At 71.5% G+C, this 16,479-nt stretch carries 15 protein-coding genes; 4 read left to right on the top strand and 11 right to left on the bottom strand.

The genetic code is table 11. The features are described 5' to 3' along the window. Nucleotides 1-13 precede the first annotated feature (13 nt). Nucleotides 14-934, top strand: a complete 921-nt coding sequence (locus tag J2S22_RS04370; RefSeq protein WP_272778881.1) for a tellurite resistance TerB family protein — start codon at nucleotides 14-16, stop codon at nucleotides 932-934. A gap of 254 nt (nucleotides 935-1,188) precedes the next feature. Here J2S22_RS04370 and J2S22_RS04365 read toward each other — a convergent pair whose 3' ends face one another. Continuing rightward, nucleotides 1,189-4,119, bottom strand: coding sequence for an EAL domain-containing protein (locus tag J2S22_RS04365; protein WP_370878173.1), 2,931 nt, complete (start codon nucleotides 4,117-4,119; stop codon nucleotides 1,189-1,191). A gap of 389 nt (nucleotides 4,120-4,508) precedes the next feature. Further along, entirely contained in the window at nucleotides 4,509-5,507 is a 999-nt protein-coding gene (locus J2S22_RS04360) for an NAD(P)H-quinone oxidoreductase (protein WP_272778883.1), read from the bottom strand. 206 nt (nucleotides 5,508-5,713) lie between these two features. Here J2S22_RS04360 and J2S22_RS04355 point away from each other — a divergent pair, with 206 nt between their 5' ends. Together J2S22_RS04355 and rcdA are read left to right on the top strand one after the other, a co-directional pair. Then, a complete protein-coding gene (locus tag J2S22_RS04355) occupies nucleotides 5,714-5,908 on the top strand; it encodes a DUF1192 domain-containing protein (RefSeq protein ID WP_272778884.1) in 195 nt (64 codons plus the stop codon). 444 nt (nucleotides 5,909-6,352) lie between these two features. Beyond that, nucleotides 6,353-6,874, top strand: a complete 522-nt coding sequence (gene rcdA, locus J2S22_RS04350; RefSeq protein WP_272778885.1) for a protease adaptor protein RcdA — start codon at nucleotides 6,353-6,355, stop codon at nucleotides 6,872-6,874. 264 nt (nucleotides 6,875-7,138) lie between these two features. On the opposite strand, the gene rpmE is transcribed toward rcdA, so the two are convergent. Beyond that, nucleotides 7,139-7,363, bottom strand: coding sequence for a 50S ribosomal protein L31 (gene rpmE, locus J2S22_RS04345; RefSeq protein WP_272778886.1), 225 nt, complete (start codon nucleotides 7,361-7,363; stop codon nucleotides 7,139-7,141). 334 nt (nucleotides 7,364-7,697) lie between these two features. On the opposite strand from rpmE, the gene J2S22_RS04340 reads away from it, so the two are divergent. Continuing rightward, complete coding sequence (locus tag J2S22_RS04340; protein ID WP_272778887.1) at nucleotides 7,698-9,533, top strand: ABC transporter transmembrane domain-containing protein; 1,836 nt, start codon at nucleotides 7,698-7,700, stop codon at nucleotides 9,531-9,533. 48 nt (nucleotides 9,534-9,581) lie between these two features. Here the strand turns inward: J2S22_RS04340 and J2S22_RS04335 are convergent, their stop codons facing one another. From J2S22_RS04335 to J2S22_RS04305, 8 genes are all read right to left on the bottom strand, one after another. Further along, nucleotides 9,582-10,082, bottom strand: coding sequence for a GNAT family N-acetyltransferase (locus J2S22_RS04335; RefSeq protein ID WP_272778888.1), 501 nt, complete (start codon nucleotides 10,080-10,082; stop codon nucleotides 9,582-9,584). Continuing rightward, complete coding sequence (locus tag J2S22_RS04330; RefSeq protein WP_272778889.1) at nucleotides 10,079-11,110, bottom strand: peptidoglycan -binding protein; 1,032 nt, start codon at nucleotides 11,108-11,110, stop codon at nucleotides 10,079-10,081. Before J2S22_RS04330 ends, J2S22_RS04335 begins: the two co-directional genes overlap by 4 nt. 3 nt (nucleotides 11,111-11,113) lie before the next feature. Then, on the bottom strand, nucleotides 11,114-12,115 hold the full coding sequence (locus J2S22_RS04325; protein WP_272778890.1) for a flagellar motor protein MotA: 1,002 nt from the start codon (nucleotides 12,113-12,115) through the stop codon (nucleotides 11,114-11,116). 181 nt (nucleotides 12,116-12,296) lie between these two features. Next, the gene (locus J2S22_RS04320) at nucleotides 12,297-13,094 is read right to left on the bottom strand and encodes an inositol monophosphatase family protein (protein ID WP_272778891.1); all 798 of its coding nucleotides are present in this window, start codon (nucleotides 13,092-13,094) and stop codon (nucleotides 12,297-12,299) included. A 253-nt stretch (nucleotides 13,095-13,347) separates the two neighbouring features. Further along, the gene (locus tag J2S22_RS30875; protein WP_367618329.1) at nucleotides 13,348-13,725 is read right to left on the bottom strand and encodes a DUF5615 family PIN-like protein; all 378 of its coding nucleotides are present in this window, start codon (nucleotides 13,723-13,725) and stop codon (nucleotides 13,348-13,350) included. 19 nt (nucleotides 13,726-13,744) lie between these two features. Further along, the gene (locus tag J2S22_RS04315; protein ID WP_272778892.1) at nucleotides 13,745-14,386 is read right to left on the bottom strand and encodes a DUF433 domain-containing protein; all 642 of its coding nucleotides are present in this window, start codon (nucleotides 14,384-14,386) and stop codon (nucleotides 13,745-13,747) included. Nucleotides 14,387-14,530: 144 nt separating this feature from the next. Then, the gene (locus J2S22_RS04310) at nucleotides 14,531-15,589 is read right to left on the bottom strand and encodes a tetratricopeptide repeat protein (RefSeq protein WP_272778893.1); all 1,059 of its coding nucleotides are present in this window, start codon (nucleotides 15,587-15,589) and stop codon (nucleotides 14,531-14,533) included. After that, nucleotides 15,586-16,245, bottom strand: a complete 660-nt coding sequence (locus J2S22_RS04305; protein WP_272778894.1) for a thiamine phosphate synthase — start codon at nucleotides 16,243-16,245, stop codon at nucleotides 15,586-15,588. Before J2S22_RS04305 ends, J2S22_RS04310 begins: the two co-directional genes overlap by 4 nt. Nucleotides 16,246-16,479 lie beyond the last annotated feature (234 nt).

The raw sequence follows: 16,479 nt of genomic DNA, 5'->3' as shown, positions 1-16,479 counted from the left end.
GGAGATTGTGACCATGGATTCGAAGACGATCCTCGATACGATCCTGGGCGGAGCCCCGCAGGGTGCCGCCGACCGGCTCGGCGGCGTGCTCGGGCAGGCCGCGAGCGACCTGAAGGCCGGGATGCGCGAGGCCGCCGGCGGTGCGCCGGTCGGGACCGGCAGCTTCGCCAGCGTGGTCGGGCAGATCCTCGGCGCCGCCGCGACGGGCGTCCGCGCGGCCGCCCGCGATGTCGAGGCCGGGACCGGCATCGCCGCCAAGGCGGATCAGGCCCTCACGGAGGCGACCGGGACGAGCGCCGGCGACCTGTGGGCCAGGGCACGGGAGATCGCCGGCCGCAACCCGCTGGGCACCGGCGCGGCGATCGGCGGCCTCGCGGCGCTGCTGCTCGGCACCGGGGCGGGCCGCGGCGTCGCCGCCGCGGCGGCCAGGCTCGGCGGCCTCGCGATGATCGGCGGCCTCGCCTACCGGGCGCTGGAGAGCTACAAGGCCGGCCGGCCGCTCGTCGATCTCGGCGGCGGCGTCGAGCCGGCCCCCGACCGCACCCCGTTCGGCGAGACCGCCGACCCGGCGGCCGACCAGGCGACTGCGCTGCTGATGGTCCATGCCATGATCGCCGCGGCGGCGGCCGACGGCGTGCTCGACGAGGCCGAGCGGACCCAGATCGTCGGCGGGCTCGCCAGGGCCGGGCTCGACGCGGACGCGACGGCCTTCCTGGTGGACGCGTTCGCCAAGCCGCTGCCCGTGGAGGCGCTCGCCGCGCAGGCGACGTCGCCGGCGGTCGGCGCGCAGGTCTACGCGGCGGCCCGTCTCGCCATCAATCCGGACAACGCCGCCGAGACCGCGTTCCTGGCCCGGCTCGCCGCCGCCCTCCGGCTGGCGCCGAACCTGGTGACGAATCTCGACGCCGCCGTCGCGGCGACGGCGCAGACGTAACGGTCGGGCGGAACGGCTGTCGCACGTCGCTCGACCCTCTCCCCTCGCGGGTCGCGCGCTTGCGCGACAAGAGTGCTCGACAAGAGGGTGGCTCGCCGCGCAGCGGCGAGACGCGTGAGGGGGGCCTCCGCAGATTCGGGAATCGTGGCACGCCCCCTCACCCGCCCTCGCGTTCCGCGAGGGCACCCTCTCCCGCGAGGGGAGAGGGACAAGAGGGGGCCTGCCGAACCGCCATAGACGCGGCGTGACCCGCGTCAGCCGCGCGCCAGGGCGAGGCGGTCGCCGATCAGGAGCTCGCGGGCGGCCTCGGCCGGCATCGGCTCGCCGAACACGTAGCCCTGCACGTATTCGCAGCCGAGCTGATAGAGCTCGACGGCGTCCGAATCGGTCTCGGCGCCTTCCGCCACCACCTCCATGCCGAGGTCGTGGGCGAGCCCGATGATCGAGCGCAGGAGCACGGGCCGGGTGCCCTTCGCGGTGGTGCGCACGAACGACTTGTCGATCTTGATGGTGTCGAACGGGAAGCGCTGCAGATAGGCGAGCGAGGAGTGGCCGGTGCCGAAGTCGTCGAGCGCGAGGCCGGCGCCGAGCTCCTTGATCCGGTGCAGGATCTGCGCGGCGAGCTCGGGATTCTCCATCACCAGGCTCTCGGTCATCTCCAGCTTGAGGCTGCCGCGCATCAGGCCGGAGCGCGCCATCACGGTGCGCAGGTCGTGGATCAGGTCGTGGCGAAGCAGCTGGCGCGACGACACGTTGACGCTGGCGAACAGCGGCACGCGGGTCGGCACGGCGCGCTGCCAGATGGCGAGCTGGCGGGCGGTGCGCTCCAGCGCGAACAGGCCGAGATCGACGATCAGGCCGATCTCCTCGGCGATCGAGATGAACTCGGACGGCGACAGCCGCCCCATCTTGGGATGGTCCCAGCGCGCCAGCGCCTCGAAGCCGGCCACCGAGCGGTCCTCCAGCCGGACGATCGGCTGGTACAGAAGCGTGATCTCCTCGCGCTCCAGGGCGCGGCGCAGCTCCGATTCGAGGGTGAGCCGGTCGGTCTTGCGGGCCCGCATCGCCGGCTTGTAGATGTCGATGCGGTCGCCGCCGATCCGCTTGCCGTGATACATCGCGAGCTCGGCGTCCTTGAGCACCTCGTCGGGGCGCGGCGCCTGCGCGTCGTAGAGCGCGAGGCCGATCGACGCGGTCAGGATGATCTCGCGGTCGTTGAAGGTGATCGGCGCGTTGATGGTCTTGCGCATCGTCTCGGCGAAGCCGATGACGCGGCCCGACTCCCGCTCCGACAGGAGGATCAGGCCGAACTGGTCGCCGGCGAGGCGGGCCAGCGTGTCCTGCGGCTTCAGGAGCCGGCCGAGCCGGCGCGCCAGCGTGAGCAGGATCGAGTCGCCGACCGCCATGCCGACCGAGTCGTTGACCTGCTTGAAGCGGTCGAGATCGATCACCATCACGGTCGGCCGGATCGCCGGATCGGCCTTGGCGAAGGCGAACACGCCCTGCAGGCGGTCGAGGAAGAGCTGGCGGTTGGGCAGGCCGGTGAGGTTGTCGTGCACGGCGTCGTGCAGCAGCCGCTCCTCGGCGGTCTTGAACTCGGTGACGTCGGTGAGCGTGCCGACGAGGCGCACCACCTCGCCGTCGGAGCCGACCACCGGCCGCGCCTTCAGCGTGAACCACAGATAGTGGCCGTCGGAGGTGCGCAGGCGGAAGTCCTGCACCAGCCGGCCGCGGCGCTGCTCGACGGCGCTGTCGAGGGCGGCGCGGAAGCGGTCGCGGTCGAGCTGATGCAGCACCTCGAGCCACTGCGCCGCCGGCCCGTCGAGGGTGCCGCGCTTGAGGCCGAGCGCCTGCTCGGTCTCCGGGCTGGTGTAGACCTTGTCGGTGGCGACGTCCCAGTCCCAGATCAGGTCGCCGGCGCCGGTGAGGGCGAGGGCGCGGCGCTCGACGTCGGAGACGATGCCCTGCGTCACGCCGCCCGCGAAGGCGTGCTGCATCACGGTGAAGCCGATCAGCATGACGATCAGCACCAGGCCGCCGAGCAGCGCCGGGCCGACGATGTCGTTGGTGACGGCGCCCGACACGGTCATGCCGGCGGCGAGCACCCAGACGACCAGCAGGAGCCAGGTCGGGATCAGCAGCACGGCACGGTCGAAGCCGTGGGTCGAGAGATAGAGGACGAGGCCGAGGCCGAGCGTCGCCACCATGAGGAGCGACAGCCGGGCGACCCCGGAGGCGATCGCCGGATCCCACAGCGCCACCGCGATCAGCGCCGCCAGCACGGCGAGCCAGCCGATGGTGACGTGGGCGTAGCGGACGTGCCAGCGCGAGAGATTGAGATAGGCGAACAGGAACACCACGAGGGTGGCGGCCAGGATCGCCTCGCCGCAGGCGCGCCACACCCGCTCGGCCCCGGCCGACATGTCGAAGACCTTGCCCCAGAAGCCGAAGTCGACCCCGATATAGACCAGCACGGCCCAGGCGAGGGCCGCCGCGGCCGGGAACATCACGCTGCCCTTGACGACGAACAGGATGGTGAGGAACAGCGCCAGCAGGCCGGCGATGCCGATCACCATGCCGTGGTACAGCGTGAAGGAGTTGATCTTGTCCTTGTAGGCCTCGGGCTCCCACAGATAGATCTGCGGCAGCCGGTCGGTGCGCAGCTCGATCACGTAGGTGACGACGGCACCGGGATCGAGCGTCACGCGGAAGATGTCGGCCGTGGCGCTGTCCTGGCGGTCGGGACGGTCGCCGACGCTCGGCGTCACGGTGACGACGCGGGAGAGGCCGAGATCGGGCCACAGCAGGCCGGAGCCGACCATCTGATAGTGCGGCACCACGATCAGCCGGTCGAACTGCTCGTCGCTGGTGTTGGCGAGCGCCAGCACGGCCCAGTTGCTGCCGCCCTCGCGCGAGCGCACCTCGACGCGGCGGACGATGCCGTCGGGGCCCGGCGCGGTCGACACCTGCACGCGGTCGCCGTCGGTCTGCTGCCGCTCGACCGCGTCGGTGAGATCGATGGCCGGCACGTCGGGGCGGACGCTCACCGCCTGCACGGCGTGCGCCGGGACGACCCCCAGAAGGGCGCAACCGACCAGCACCAGCGCCGCAAGGGCCGCCCGCAAGTCCCGCAAGAGGAGGGTCTCCGTTCGGGCCCGCGCGGCTTCCGCAGCGCGGGCGTGCATATACGCGTGACGAGCCTGGCCGCCGACATCCGGTGCGGCACCGACGGTGCCGCGGCAGGCCGGGCGGACGGGCCCCGAACTCCACTAGCCGCGCCCGCCCGGGAGGGCAAGGATTCCACTCCCCGGCCCCGGACGCCACCGGTATTTGGGCGCCCCGCCCAACCGGCGGATGTGCCGCGTGGAGCGCCCTGTGCGTGGGCGGGCCCGCCGGCACGACGCGGCGGCCTTCCCGACCGGCCGGCTCAGGCGCACGACCGCGCTTCGCTCTCCGCTCATGCCCGCGCAAGCGGGCATCCAGGGGCCACATGCCGTGCCGCCCCTGGGTCCCCGCCTTCGCGGGGACGAGCGGCGTTCGGCATTGTCCGCGCGCGGGACAGCCCGCGAGCGCGTCAGACGAGCAGCACGATCTTGCCGATATGGGCGCTCGACTCCATCCGGGCGTGCGCCTTGGCGGCGTCGGCGAGCGGGAACGTGGTGTCCATCACGGGCTTCACCCGGCCGGCGGCGAGCAGCGGACCGACCGCGGCCCCGGCCGCCGCGACGATCGCCGCCTTGTCGGCGACCGAGCGCGAGCGCAGCGTCGAGCCGGTGTGGTGCAGCCGCTTGAGCATGATGCGGCGGAAGTCCACGGTCGCCTTGGACGGGCCCTGGAAGGCGATCTGGACGATGCGCCCGTCGACCGCGGCGGCCTCGTAGTTGCGGTCGATGTAGTCGCCGCCGACCATGTCGAGGATGACGTTGGCACCCGCCCCTCCGGTCGCCGCCTTGGTCTCGGCGACGAAGTCCTGCGTCTTGTAGTCGATCGCGGTGTCCGCACCGAGCGTCACGCAGGCCGCGCACTTCTCGGCCGAGCCGGCCGTGACGATCACGGTGGCGCCGAACGCCTTGGCGAGCTGGATCGCCATGGTGCCGATGCCGGACGAGCCGCCGTGCACCAGCAGGGTCTCGCCGGCCTTCAGGCCGCCGCGCTCGAACACGTTGTGCCAGACCGTGAACAGGGTCTCGGGCACGGCCGCAGCCTCGGCGTCGGACAGCGCGGCCGGCGCCGGCAGGGCGTGGCTCTCGTGGGCGACGCAGAACTGCGCGTAGCCGCCGCCCGAGACCAGCGCCATCACCCGGTCGCCGACCGCGAAGCGCGTCGCCTCGGGGCCGCGGGCCACCACGGTGCCGCAGATCTCCAGGCCCGGAATGTCGGAGGCGCCGGGCGGCGGCGGATAGTGGCCCTTGCGCTGCACCACGTCGGGCCGGTTCACGCCGGCCGCCGCGACCTTCACCAGAATCTCGCCCGGGCCGGGCGTCGGGACGGGCCGCTCCTCCGGACGGAGGACCTCGGGGCCCCCCGGGGTCGGGATGCCGATGGCGGTCATGCGGGCGGGACTGTCGGTCATGGGAAACTGTCGTCCGTGAGGGGAAGCCGGCACTGCGGGAGCGCGCGGGCCGACGGCGCTTGCGGGCCGGCGGTCCTTCGCGCATGGTCGCCGCGCCGCGGCAGCGGCCGACCGCGCGGCACACTAGCACTTCGGCGCCACCAGGGAACCGGCTCGGCCGGCGGCCCGGACCCGCGGCGCCGGCGACGGAGCCCGAGGAGGAACGGATGGCGATCGCGGACGACGAGGAGCGGCCCAGGCGCAAGCTGTCGCACGAGATCGGGCAGGATCTGGCACTCCTGTCGGTCGCCGAGCTCGACGAGCGCATCGGCCTGCTGCGCGACGAGATCGCCCGGCTGGAGGCGGCCCGCGCCGCCAAGCAGGCCTCCCGCTCCGCCGCGGACCAGTTCTTCAAGCGGTGACCCGGGCGCTGCGCGTCCGGGGGGGCGAGTAGCGAATGGCGACGAGAGACAGAGGGTGGCGGGAGGTCCCACGCGACTCGCTGCTCGCCATTCGCGTCCCGCCGCTCCGTCCTGCGCGGGCGGCGGGGCGGGCCCGCGCCGCGCCGGGCCCCGGTAAGGGGACGTTAAGCTTTCTCGAATATTACTGTGGGTGTCCACCTCGTGGACATCGAGTGGCTCCTGTCCACTCTGTTTGACGCCTCCCTGTTGACACTTCGGGCCGCCTTCGTGGCGGCCCCTTTTTTGGCCGGATTCGGGCGCCCGCGTGGTTGCGGTTAAGACCGCCCTCGCGCATCGCGCGGAAATCGCGGAAACTATGTCTCGAAAACTTGCGAAGCGCCGTGCCGGCGCCGGCTGGACTCCGTCGCCCCCCCTCGCCATAGTTCGCGGCCAACAGGGGTGCCCATGTCCGATCATCTGCCGATCATGGCGAGCCCGGTCTCCTTCGGGGCGAGGCTCGCATCCTCCCAGGCCTTCGTGGCCTTGTTCAGCGACGGCATGAAGCTGGTCGAGGAAACCGCGGCCTATCTCGACGGGCCGGGCCGGACCGAATCCAAGCAGCTCGAGCGGACGGCGGCCCTCTCCTACGCCACCGAGAGCATGCGGCTGACCACCCGGCTGATGCAGCTCGCCTCCTGGCTGCTGCTGCACCGCGCCGTGAACGAGGGCGAGATGTCCCTCGACCAGGCCAATCGCGAGAAGACCAAGGTCAAGCTCGGCATGGCCGACCCGGCCGATCCCGAGACCCTGAAGCTGCTGCCCGAGCGGCTGGTCGAGCTGATCGACCGGTCGCTCAAGCTGCAGGACCAGGTGCGCCGGCTCGACGCCACCATCCACGCCCCGGTCCCCGAGCCGGCCCCCGCCGCCAACCCGCTGGAGCGCCAGATCGGCCTCCTCAAGGCCGCCTTCGAGCGCGACGGCGAGTAGGCCGCGCCGCCCCTTCACCTTTCCCTCTGCGACAGCCTCGGTCGTTGCGCAGCCGCGGTCATTCCGGGGCGCGGGCAAAGCCCGCGAACCCGGAATCCAGCGGCTCGCTCTGTCGTCTGGGCTGGATTCCGGGTTCGCGAGCCTTCGGCTCGCGCCCCGGAATGACGGCGTTCGAACCACAAACGCCGAAAGGCCGGGCGGGGCGCCCGGCCATGGTCGCGTCGGCGGTGTCGGCGAAGGAGGGACGGCGCGCGGCCGTCCGGCTCACTTCAGGCCGAGGCCCGAGAACTTCTTCTGGAAGCGCGACACGCGGCCGCCGCGGTCGAGCAGCTGCTGCGAGCCGCCGGTCCAGGCCGGGTGCGACTTGGGGTCGATGTCGAGGCGCAGCGTGTCGCCCGACTGGCCCCAGGTGGTCCGGGTCTCGAACTCGGTGCCGTCGGTCATCACGACCTTGACGGTATGGTACGCGGGGTGAATGTCGGCCTTCATCGCTCGATCCTGCGGTCGTCGGTCTGTCGGAAGTTGCGGGGTCTATAGCCCAGCGGCCCCGGGCAGACAAGTCGGGGCGGCGGCGATGGCGCGCCGGCGCGCCCGGATACCGTGGCGGCCGAAAATCGCGCCCCTGCGCGAGCGTGCGCATTGTCAGGGGTGCGCGCGCGAGTCATTGTCCGGCCCGCGAGCCGCAGCGCGCCGCCCGGCGTCCGGCCCGCGGCGTTTTGTTTCGATCCGGTGCGTCTCGCCGCGGAGTGTTTCGCCCCGGAGTGTTTCGCCCCGGTGTTGTTTCGCCAATGTGCAGTCGTGTCGACGTCGAGCGGGATCTCCCATGAATCTTGACAGCGGCGGACGCGGGCTCGCGTCGAGCACGTCCCCGGCCGGTCGTCCCCCCGAGGACAACCGTCGCAACATCAAGCCGCTGCTCGCGGTGGTGCCGTATGTGATGCGCTACAAGGGCCGCGCGCTCGCGGCCCTGATCTCGCTGGTGGTCGCCTCGCTCGCCACCCTGGTGCTGCCGGTGGCGGTGCGCCGGATGATCGACTTCGGCTTCACCGAGGAATATGCGGGGCTGATCCATCAGTACTTCGCGGTGCTGATCCTGGTCGCGGCCGTGCTCGCCGGCGCCAGCGCCATGCGCTACTACCTCGTCACCACGCTGGGCGAGCGGATCGTCGCCGATCTGCGGGCCCGCGTGTTCGAGCATCTCACCGGGCTGTCGGCCTCGTTCTTCGACTCCTCGAAGAGCGGCGAGCTGGTGTCGCGCCTCTCCGCCGACACCACCCAGCTGAAGTCGGCGGTCGGCGCCTCGGTGTCGATCACGCTGCGCAACCTGATGCTGTTCATCGGCTCCACCCTGATGATGGTGGTGACGAGCCCGCGCCTGTCGCTGTTCGTGCTGATCGTGATCCCGGTGATCGTGCTGCCGCTGGTCGCCTTCGGCCGGGTGGTGCGGCGCCGCTCGCGCGAGGCGCAGGACACGCTCGCCGAGGCGTCGAGCTACGCGGCCGAGCTGATCGGCGCGATCCGCACCCTGCAGGCCTTCACCAACGAGCTGATGGCGACGCGGCGGTTCGGCGACGCGGTCGAGCGCGCCTGCGCGGCCGCCTTCGCCTCGACCAAGGCGCGCGCCTGGCTCACCGGCATCGCCATCTTCCTGGTGTTCGCCAGCGTCGTGGTGATCCTGTGGGTCGGCGCCCAGGACGTCTACGAGCAGCGCATCACGGCGGGGCGGCTGAGCCAGTTCGTGATCTACGCCGTGTTCGCGGCCGGCGCGCTCGGCGAGCTGTCGCAGGTGTGGGGCGAGATCTCGCAGGCGGCCGGCGCCGCCGAGCGGCTGCAGGAGCTGCTGACGATCCGGCCCGACATCACGGCGCCGGCGAGCCCGGCCGCGCTGCCGGTGCCGCCACGCGGCGAGGTGGCGTTCGAGCAGGTCCGCTTCTCCTATCCGACCCGGCGCGACGCGACGGCGCTCGACGACGTGTCGTTCCGGGTCCGCCCCGGCGAGAAGGTGGCGATCGTCGGCCCCTCGGGGGCCGGCAAGAGCACCGTGTTCCACCTGCTGCTGCGCTTCTACGATCCGCAGGCCGGCAGCGTCACGTTCGACGGGGTGCGGCTCGCCGAGGCCGACCCGCGGGCGGTGCGCAGCCGCATCGCGCTGGTGCCGCAGGACGCCGCGGTGTTCGCCGCGAGCGTCGCCGAGAACATCCGGTTCGGCCGGCCCGACGCCTCCGACGCCGAGATCGCCCGCGCGGCCGAGCAGGCCGCGGCGTCCGACTTCGTCGCCCGGCTGCCGCAGGGCATGCAGACGCAGATCGGCGAGCGCGGCGTGCTGCTCTCCGGCGGCGAGCGCCAGCGCCTCGCCATCGCCCGCGCCATCCTGCGCGAGGCGCCGCTGCTGCTGCTCGACGAGGCGACGTCGTCGCTCGACGCCGAGAACGAGACGCTGGTGAAGGACGCGCTCGGCCGGCTGATGGAAGGGCGCACCACGCTGGTGATCGCCCACCGGCTGGCGACGGTCCTCTCCTGCGACCGCATCCTGGTGATGGACCAGGGCCGCATCGTCGAGGAAGGCACCCACGACAGCCTGGTCGCCCGCGGCGGCCTCTACGCCCGCCTCGCCCGCCTGCAGTTCGAGACCGGCGCCGAGGCGGTGCCGGTGGTGTGAGGCGAGCCGCACGCTCCGACCGCTGAAGCGCGTTGCGCGGGTCGGGCCCTACGGCCGCCAGCACATCATGAAGACGGGCGACTGCGAGCGCGGGTTGACGTCCTCGCCGCCGATGGAGAAGCCCTGCTTCTCGTAGAAGCGGATGGCGCGGTGGTTGTCCTTGTTGACGTGCAGCGCGATGCCGGTCGGCGCGACCCGCTTGGCCTCGTCGAGCAGCGCCGTCGCCACCGGCGTGCCCCACGCCTCCGGCGCCACCACGATCTGGTCGAGATAGCCGCTCTCGTCGATGGTGACGAAGCCGAGGATCTCGGGCCCCGCCGGGCCGCGCGCCTCCGCCACCACGACCGAGGCCATCGGGACGAGCTCGGTGCGCCAGCGCTCGCGCCACCACGCGACGCGGGCCGCGAAGTCGTGGCGCGGATAGGCGGTCTGCCAGGTGCGCTGCCACAGCGCGATGACGGCCTCCTCGTCGTCGCGCTCGTAGGCGCGGATCCGCGGGGCGGCGTCGACCGCGGCGACGGCGGCGGGCTCGGGATCGATCGTGGTCATCGTTCGGTCAGCTTCAGCTCCAGCCGGCGGTTGCGCTGGAACGCCTCCTCGGTGCGCTCGGGGTCGAGCGGCTGGTACTCGCCGAAGCCGGCGGCGACGAGGCGCTGCGGCGACACTCCCTTGGCGATCAGGTACTGCACCACCGAGATGGCGCGCGCCGCCGACAGCGCCCAGTTGCTGGGGAACTGGGGACTGGCGATCGGCCGGATGTCGGTGTGGCCGTCGACCCGCAGCACCCACGGGATCTCGGGCGGAATCTGCCGCTCCAGCTCGCCGAGCGCGGCGGCCAGCTTGTCGAGCTCGATGCGGCCCTCCGGCCGCAGCGCCGCCTGGCCGGAGTCGAAGAACACCTCGGCCTGGAAGACGAAGCGGTCGCCGACGATTCGCACGTCCGGCCGGTTGCCCAGGATGGCGCGCAGCCGGCCGAAGAAGTCGGAGCGGTAGCGCGACAGCTCCTGGACGCGCTGCGCCAGCGCGACGTTGAGGCGCTGGCCGAGATCGGCGATGCGGGCCTGGGCGTCCTTGTCCTTGCGGTCGGAGGCTTCGAGCGCGCTCTCCAGCGCGCCGAGCTGGCGGCGCAGCGCGGCGATCTGCTGGTTCAGGATCTCGACCTGGGCGAGCGCCCGGGCGGTCGCCCGCTTCTCGGAGTCGAGGGCGGAGCCGAGCTCGGCGATGCGGCCCTGGGCGGCGCCGAGCTGATCGGCGGCGCCCGGCCCCGGCGCCCCGGCGCGCAACCGCTCGCGCTCGCCCTCGGCCGCGGCGAGGCTGGCGGTGAGCCGCGCAACCTCCTCCTCCAGGCTGGTCTTGCCGGTCTTCTCCAGCGACAGGAGGTCGGTGAGCTGGGCGATCTGGGCGGTCAGGCGCTGCAGCGCCGTGTCCTTGCCGGCGACCTCCTGGGAGAGGAAGAACTGCGCCGTCACGAAGACGGTGAGCAGGAAGATCACCCCGAGCAGCAGGGTCGAGAGGGCGTCGACGAAGCCCGGCCAGTAGTCGACCCCGCGGTCACGGCGGAAGCGGGACAGGGCCATGGGTCACGTCTTCTCGTGCTGGCGGGCCAGCACCTGGAGGAGCCGCTGCACCTCGGCCTGCTGCTCGGCCTGCGCCTCCACCCAGTCGCGGATGATCTGCTGCTCCTGGCGCATGTGCTGCACCAGGCCCTGGATGCCCTCGGCCAGATTGGCCATCGCGTGGGTCGCCGCCTTGTTGGCGCCGGCCTCCGAGATGGCGTCCTGCAGCCGGTCGAGCGCCGCCCGCATCTCGCTGCCGATCGCCGCCTGGACGGGCCCGCCCGCCGCCGGGGCACCGCCGCCGAGCTCGCGCACCGTGGTCGACAGCCAGTCCTCGACCTCGGTGTAGAAGCGGTTCTGCGCCTGGCTCGCCTGCAGGTCGAGGAAGCCGAGCACCAGCGAGCCGGCGAGGCCGAACAGCGACGACGAGAAGGAGATGCCCATGCCGCCGAGCGGCGCGGCCAGCCCCTCCTTGAGGGCGTCGAACATCGAGCCGGCGTCGCCGCCGACCTTGAGGCCCTCGATCACCTTGCCGACCGAGCCGACCGTCTCGATCAGGCCCCAGAAGGTGCCGAGCAGGCCGAGGAAGACCAGCAGGCCGGTCATGTAGCGGGCGGTGTCACGCGCCTCGTCGAGCCGCATGGCGATCGAATCGAGGATCGACCGCATGGTCGGCGCGGACAGCGCCATGGCGCCCATCCGCTCGCCCAGGATCGCCGCCATCGGGGCGAGCAGCGACGGCGGCCGCTCCACCGCGAGGCCGGGATCGGCGAGCCGGAAGCCGTTGACCCAGGCGACCTCGGGGAACAGCCGCACCACCTGCCGGAAGGCGAGGATCACGCCGATCAGCAGCACCCCGACGATCAGGCCGTTGAGGCCCGGATTGGCCAGGAAGGCCGCCCAGATCTGGCGATGGAGCACCACCACCAGGAGGACCCCCAGCACCAGGAAGACCAGCATCCGCACCAGGTAGATGCGGGGCGAGGACACCTTGAACGGGTCGAGGTCGCGCTCGGGCTTGGCCATGGTGATTCCGCGAGTGATTCCGCCGTCTCGGTTCGATCCCAATATGGCACAGGGGCGCGCCGAGTTTAACGCGCCGCAGCGGAGCGGTCCCCCGCTTCGGCGGGATTATTCGCGCCCGGTCCCGGCCCGGCCGAGGTCCGCCCGGGCCGGCGGAGGCGGGATGCGGCCGCGGGCGGCGGCCTCACGCCCGGTTGGCGGCCTTCAGCAGCGATAGGATCTCCCGCTGCATGGTCTCGTTGCCGCAGACGATGCTCTTGCGCCCGAGCATCTGGTCGCCGCCCTCGCAGTCGCTGACATAGCCGCCGGCCTCGCGGATCATCAGGATGCCGGCCGCCATGTCCCAGGGCGACAGGTTGCGCTCCCAGAAGGCGTCGAACCGGCCGGCCGCCACCCAGGCGAGGTCGAGCGCCGCGGCGCCGAAGCGGCGCAGCCCGGCCACCTTCTCCTGCACCACGGCGAACTCCTTGCGGAACTGGGCGAGATCGCCGCGGCCGAGATGCGGCAGGCCGCACGAGATCACCGCGTCGGCGAGACGCTGGCGCCCGGCCACCCGGATGCGCTGGTCGTTGAGGAAGGCGCCCTTGCCGCGCTCCGCCATGAACAGCTCCTCGTTGGCCGGGTTGTAGACGACGCCGGCCACGATGGTGTCCTCGCGCTGCAGCGCGATCGAGATGGCGAACTGCGGAATGCCGTGCAGGAAGTTGGTGGTGCCGTCGAGCGGATCGACGATCCAGGTGTGGGTGGCGTCGGAGCCCTGCTGCAGGCCGCCCTCCTCGCCCAGGAAGCCGTAGCCGGGGCGCGCCTTCTCGAGCTCGGCCTTGAGCGTCTCCTCGGCCTTGCGGTCGGCCGCGGTGACGAAGTTGGCCGGCCCCTTGAGGGACACCTGCAGGTGCTCCACCTCGCCGAAATCGCGCTTGAGCGTGCGGCCCGCCTTGCGCGCGGCGGCCACCATGACGTTGAGCAGTGCGGAGCGGAGCATGTTTTTCGATCGATCAGGTCGGAGAAGCGGGACGATCTCGAACGCAGAGGCGCCGTCGTTCCGGGGCGCACCGGAGGTGCGAACCCGGAATGACACGAGAGTGTGCGTCGGCTGCGGTCTTACACGGTGCGGCCGCGGCGATCCACCCCGGTCAACGAAGGAGCCGGCGTTCTGGTCGAGAGGAGTGAAGAAGCCTATAGGCGGAGCTTGCAAGCAATCCGAGTTCGGATGCTGGCTGATGAACTTCCTTTAATTATCTATCGGTACGAAAGTAGCTTGCCGAAATGCGCATTCGCATCGGCGACGTCGGCGTAGCGCGATTGTATTCGGAGATCACCAGATCAAGCCCGGCGCGGAGCCGCCTTGCTGCGGCAGGCTCCGTACAAGTCAACCAAATCCTGCTGAGCTTCCGGAACCTTCTACGTTGACCAACCGGAATTCGGGGGGAGATTTTCTCGAAATCCCCATCGAAACTCACCAAGATCGCTTCCAGTTCTTGCGCGACGGTTGCAACCAGTGGATCGACGGCCCCTGGGGGAACGTAAGTGCGTATGAACTCTGCCCGGTGGCCGTGCTCAATCAGCATAGCGGCCACGTCTGCCGGAACATTCTCGTCCAGGATGAAAAACATCAGTCATGATTATGCTCATTTACGCGCTTTGCGCGAGTCCCTGCTCGTACTCAAGCGCAGCATAGACGTCCGCCTCTTTGAGCGTCGGATATTGGCCAAGTATTCGTTCTATGGAGTAACCGGCCTCGTGGAAGCGCCTTATCGCAGCCGTCGGAATTCGCGTACCGGCGACGACAGGAGCATTCCTCAAAGTGTGCCGCCGCTTCTCCACTTTGCCATACTGTTCAGGATCCCGGTGCTGCAGCTTCTGGACACGAGTTTCTACATCCATGATCACGTCGATGACCGGAACAAGGGCCAGTTGGCCATCCCAGACGCCTTCGACATCGCGGGATTCCGGCCGCTGGAAGTGTACTTGTTTTTTCACAACGTAAAGCTTGAGCTCCGCCCAGTGGTCGAACCCCCGACGCTTTAGTTCGGCAGCGACCTTACGGAGCTCCTGGAAGGAAACGCCATAGCTCTTCATCAAGACCGCGATAGCCCGAAGTCCCACGACATCTTTGAATGAGTAGATGCGGCTGTATGGAGTTCGGCGGTCTTCATATGCGTAGCGGGGTGCAAAGAAGCCCTCGCGATCCCAAGCACGCAGTTGCCACAGGGAAAGCCCTGTAAGCCGAGTAACATGCTCTTCGCTGAACAGCCGAACCACGCCGTCGGTCATGGGATCGCATTCCTCGCATGAGCTGTGGCGAATAGCCAATTAGTTTAGTCTAGATTGTCGTCGCTTTCCAACGCTGACCGGCTGACGACGCTCTGCCCACCTTGTTCATCGTGAGCACTCGATACGCACTTGCGGCCTCTGTCATCACGACCGCTGCTGCCGCAGGACGTCGAGCCAGCCCTGGGCGGCCTTTTCGGCGCTCTGGCGGACCTGCTCGGGCTGCTTCTGGGCGAACTCTTCCATGTAGGCGTCGCCGGCGCCGCCGGCCTTGGCGATCAGGTGCCACTTGATCGCCTCGACCGGGTCGGCCGGCAGGCCGCGGCCGGCGCTGAGCAGGCGGGCGAGGCGGTTCTGGGCGAGCGCGCTGCCCCGCTGCGCCGCCTTGCGGAACAGCGCGGCGGCGCGCGCCTCGTCCTTGGCGACGCCGGTGCCGTTGAACAGCGCGATGGCGTACTCGACCTGCGCGTCGACCACCCCGGCGGTCGCGGCGCGCTCCATCCAGCGGGCCGCCTCGGCGGTGTCCTGGCGCACGCCGCGGCCCTCCTTGTGGAGCACGGCGAGGGCGTACTGGGCCTCGGCGCTGCCGGCGGCGGCGGCGGTGCGGAACAGCTCGGCGGCGCGGTCGTAGTCCTGCGGGAAGAGCTGGCCCTCGACATAGAACAGGCCGAGGTCGTAGGCGGCGGCCGGATGGCCGAGCTTGGCGGCGGCGGCGAGCAGGCGGGCGGCCTCGCGCATGTCCTTCGGCCCGGCGCGGCCGCCGAGCCGGAACATGGCGAGCGCGAACATGGCGTCGCGGTCGCCGCGGCCGGCGGCCAGGGCGTACCATTCGGCCGCCTTCTGGTCGTCCTGGCCGACGCCGAGCCCGTTGGCGTAGAGCTCGCCGAGCAGCGTCATGGCGCGGACGTCCTGCGATGCCTCGACCCGCTTGGTCGCCTCGTGGAAGGCGGTGAGGAAGTAGCCGCGCTGGAACGCCCCGTAGGCGAGGTCGACCGCCCCGGCGGGACGAGCCGCCGGCGCGGCGCCGGACGCCTGCGGCTTCGCGGCGGCGCCGGCGGGCGGTTTTGGCGGGGTGGCCGGGCGCGACTGGGCGGCGCGCGGGGCCGCCGGGACCGGGGTGGCGGCCGGCGGCTGCTGGGCGAGCGCCGGCGCCGTCAGCAGCAGCGCGGACACGACGACGGCCCCGGCCGCCGGGCGGCGCGTCACGACGACACCTCCGGGCGGGCGGCCCGGACCAGGCCGAGGCGTCCGGCGGCGTCCGTCACGGCGGCGGCGGGGCCGCGCGGATCGTCGAGGATCGCGTCGGCGAGGGCGACGAAGTCGGCCCCGGCCTCGGCCACCGCCGACACCTCGTCGAGGGTCGTGGCGAAGCCCACGCAGGGGGGCTCGAACACCTCGGCCCACCACGCGACCCGCTCGACCGTGACCTCGAAGGGCGGTGCCCCGCCGTCCGGGCCGGGCTCGCCGAACATCACGTAGTCGGCCTCCAGCTCGGCCGCCTCCATGGCGTCGTGGCGGGTGCGCAGGGCGCCGACCCCGGCGATATGGGCGGGCTTGAGGCCGCCGATCGCGCCGCGCAGCGCGGCGACGCCGGTCATGTGGGCGCCGTCGGCGCCGCTGCGGCCGACGATCTCGGGCCGGTCCTCGACCAGCACGGCGGCGCCGTGCCGCTGGGCGAGCGGCGCCACCGCCTTGACGGCGTTGACGGCATCACGCTCGGCGAGCGTCTGGGGCAGCCGCACCAGCACGGCGGCCACGTCGACGCCCGCGGCGAGCGCGGCGTCGAGGCGCGCCGCCGCCGCGGCCGGGTCCCCGGTCACGGTCGTCACGAGATAGAGGCGCTGGCGGTCGTGGTCCGGCATGGCTCGCACTTGCGGGGCGATCGGGGCGAAAGCGGGGCCGACGGAGGTCGGCCGTGTGCCGCGGTGTCGGACGGGTGCTCCTTCGAACAGCACTGCGACTCCCGCGGTCCCTCCCGCCTTGTGGGGGAGGGACAGGGAGGGGGGTGAACCCCGAGCAACGCGATCGCCGCTTACCCCCCTCCCCCACAAGGGGGGAGGGAGCAGGCGGTGCCGGGTGGCGATGCGGTGCCTTTA

The organism is Rhodoplanes tepidamans (assembly GCF_030813915.1).
GTDB lineage: Bacteria > Pseudomonadota > Alphaproteobacteria > Rhizobiales > Xanthobacteraceae > Rhodoplanes > Rhodoplanes tepidamans.
The sequence above is the reverse complement of the archived record's forward strand: the minus strand, read 5'-3'. Positions and strand labels throughout refer to the sequence as shown.

What these genes read in the sequence shown, in the direction of transcription:
- J2S22_RS04305 (WP_272778894.1), bottom strand. Translation starts at nt 16,245, where the DNA reads ATGCCGGACCACGACCGCCAGCGCCTCTATCTCGTGACGACCGTGACC.
- J2S22_RS04340 (WP_272778887.1), top strand. Translation starts at nt 7,698, where the DNA reads ATGAATCTTGACAGCGGCGGACGCGGGCTCGCGTCGAGCACGTCCCCG.
- J2S22_RS04360 (WP_272778883.1), bottom strand. Translation starts at nt 5,507, where the DNA reads ATGACCGACAGTCCCGCCCGCATGACCGCCATCGGCATCCCGACCCCG.
- J2S22_RS04315 (WP_272778892.1), bottom strand. Translation starts at nt 14,386, where the DNA reads ATGACCGACGGCGTGGTTCGGCTGTTCAGCGAAGAGCATGTTACTCGG.
- J2S22_RS04335 (WP_272778888.1), bottom strand. Translation starts at nt 10,082, where the DNA reads ATGACCACGATCGATCCCGAGCCCGCCGCCGTCGCCGCGGTCGACGCC.
- J2S22_RS04325 (WP_272778890.1), bottom strand. Translation starts at nt 12,115, where the DNA reads ATGGCCAAGCCCGAGCGCGACCTCGACCCGTTCAAGGTGTCCTCGCCC.
- J2S22_RS04370 (WP_272778881.1), top strand. Translation starts at nt 14, where the DNA reads ATGGATTCGAAGACGATCCTCGATACGATCCTGGGCGGAGCCCCGCAG.
- J2S22_RS04320 (WP_272778891.1), bottom strand. Translation starts at nt 13,094, where the DNA reads ATGCTCCGCTCCGCACTGCTCAACGTCATGGTGGCCGCCGCGCGCAAG.
- J2S22_RS04330 (WP_272778889.1), bottom strand. Translation starts at nt 11,110, where the DNA reads ATGGCCCTGTCCCGCTTCCGCCGTGACCGCGGGGTCGACTACTGGCCG.
- rpmE (WP_272778886.1), bottom strand. Translation starts at nt 7,363, where the DNA reads ATGAAGGCCGACATTCACCCCGCGTACCATACCGTCAAGGTCGTGATG.
- J2S22_RS30875 (WP_367618329.1), bottom strand. Translation starts at nt 13,725, where the DNA reads ATGTTTTTCATCCTGGACGAGAATGTTCCGGCAGACGTGGCCGCTATG.
- rcdA (WP_272778885.1), top strand. Translation starts at nt 6,353, where the DNA reads ATGTCCGATCATCTGCCGATCATGGCGAGCCCGGTCTCCTTCGGGGCG.
- J2S22_RS04365 (WP_370878173.1), bottom strand. Translation starts at nt 4,119, where the DNA reads ATGCACGCCCGCGCTGCGGAAGCCGCGCGGGCCCGAACGGAGACCCTC.
- J2S22_RS04355 (WP_272778884.1), top strand. Translation starts at nt 5,714, where the DNA reads ATGGCGATCGCGGACGACGAGGAGCGGCCCAGGCGCAAGCTGTCGCAC.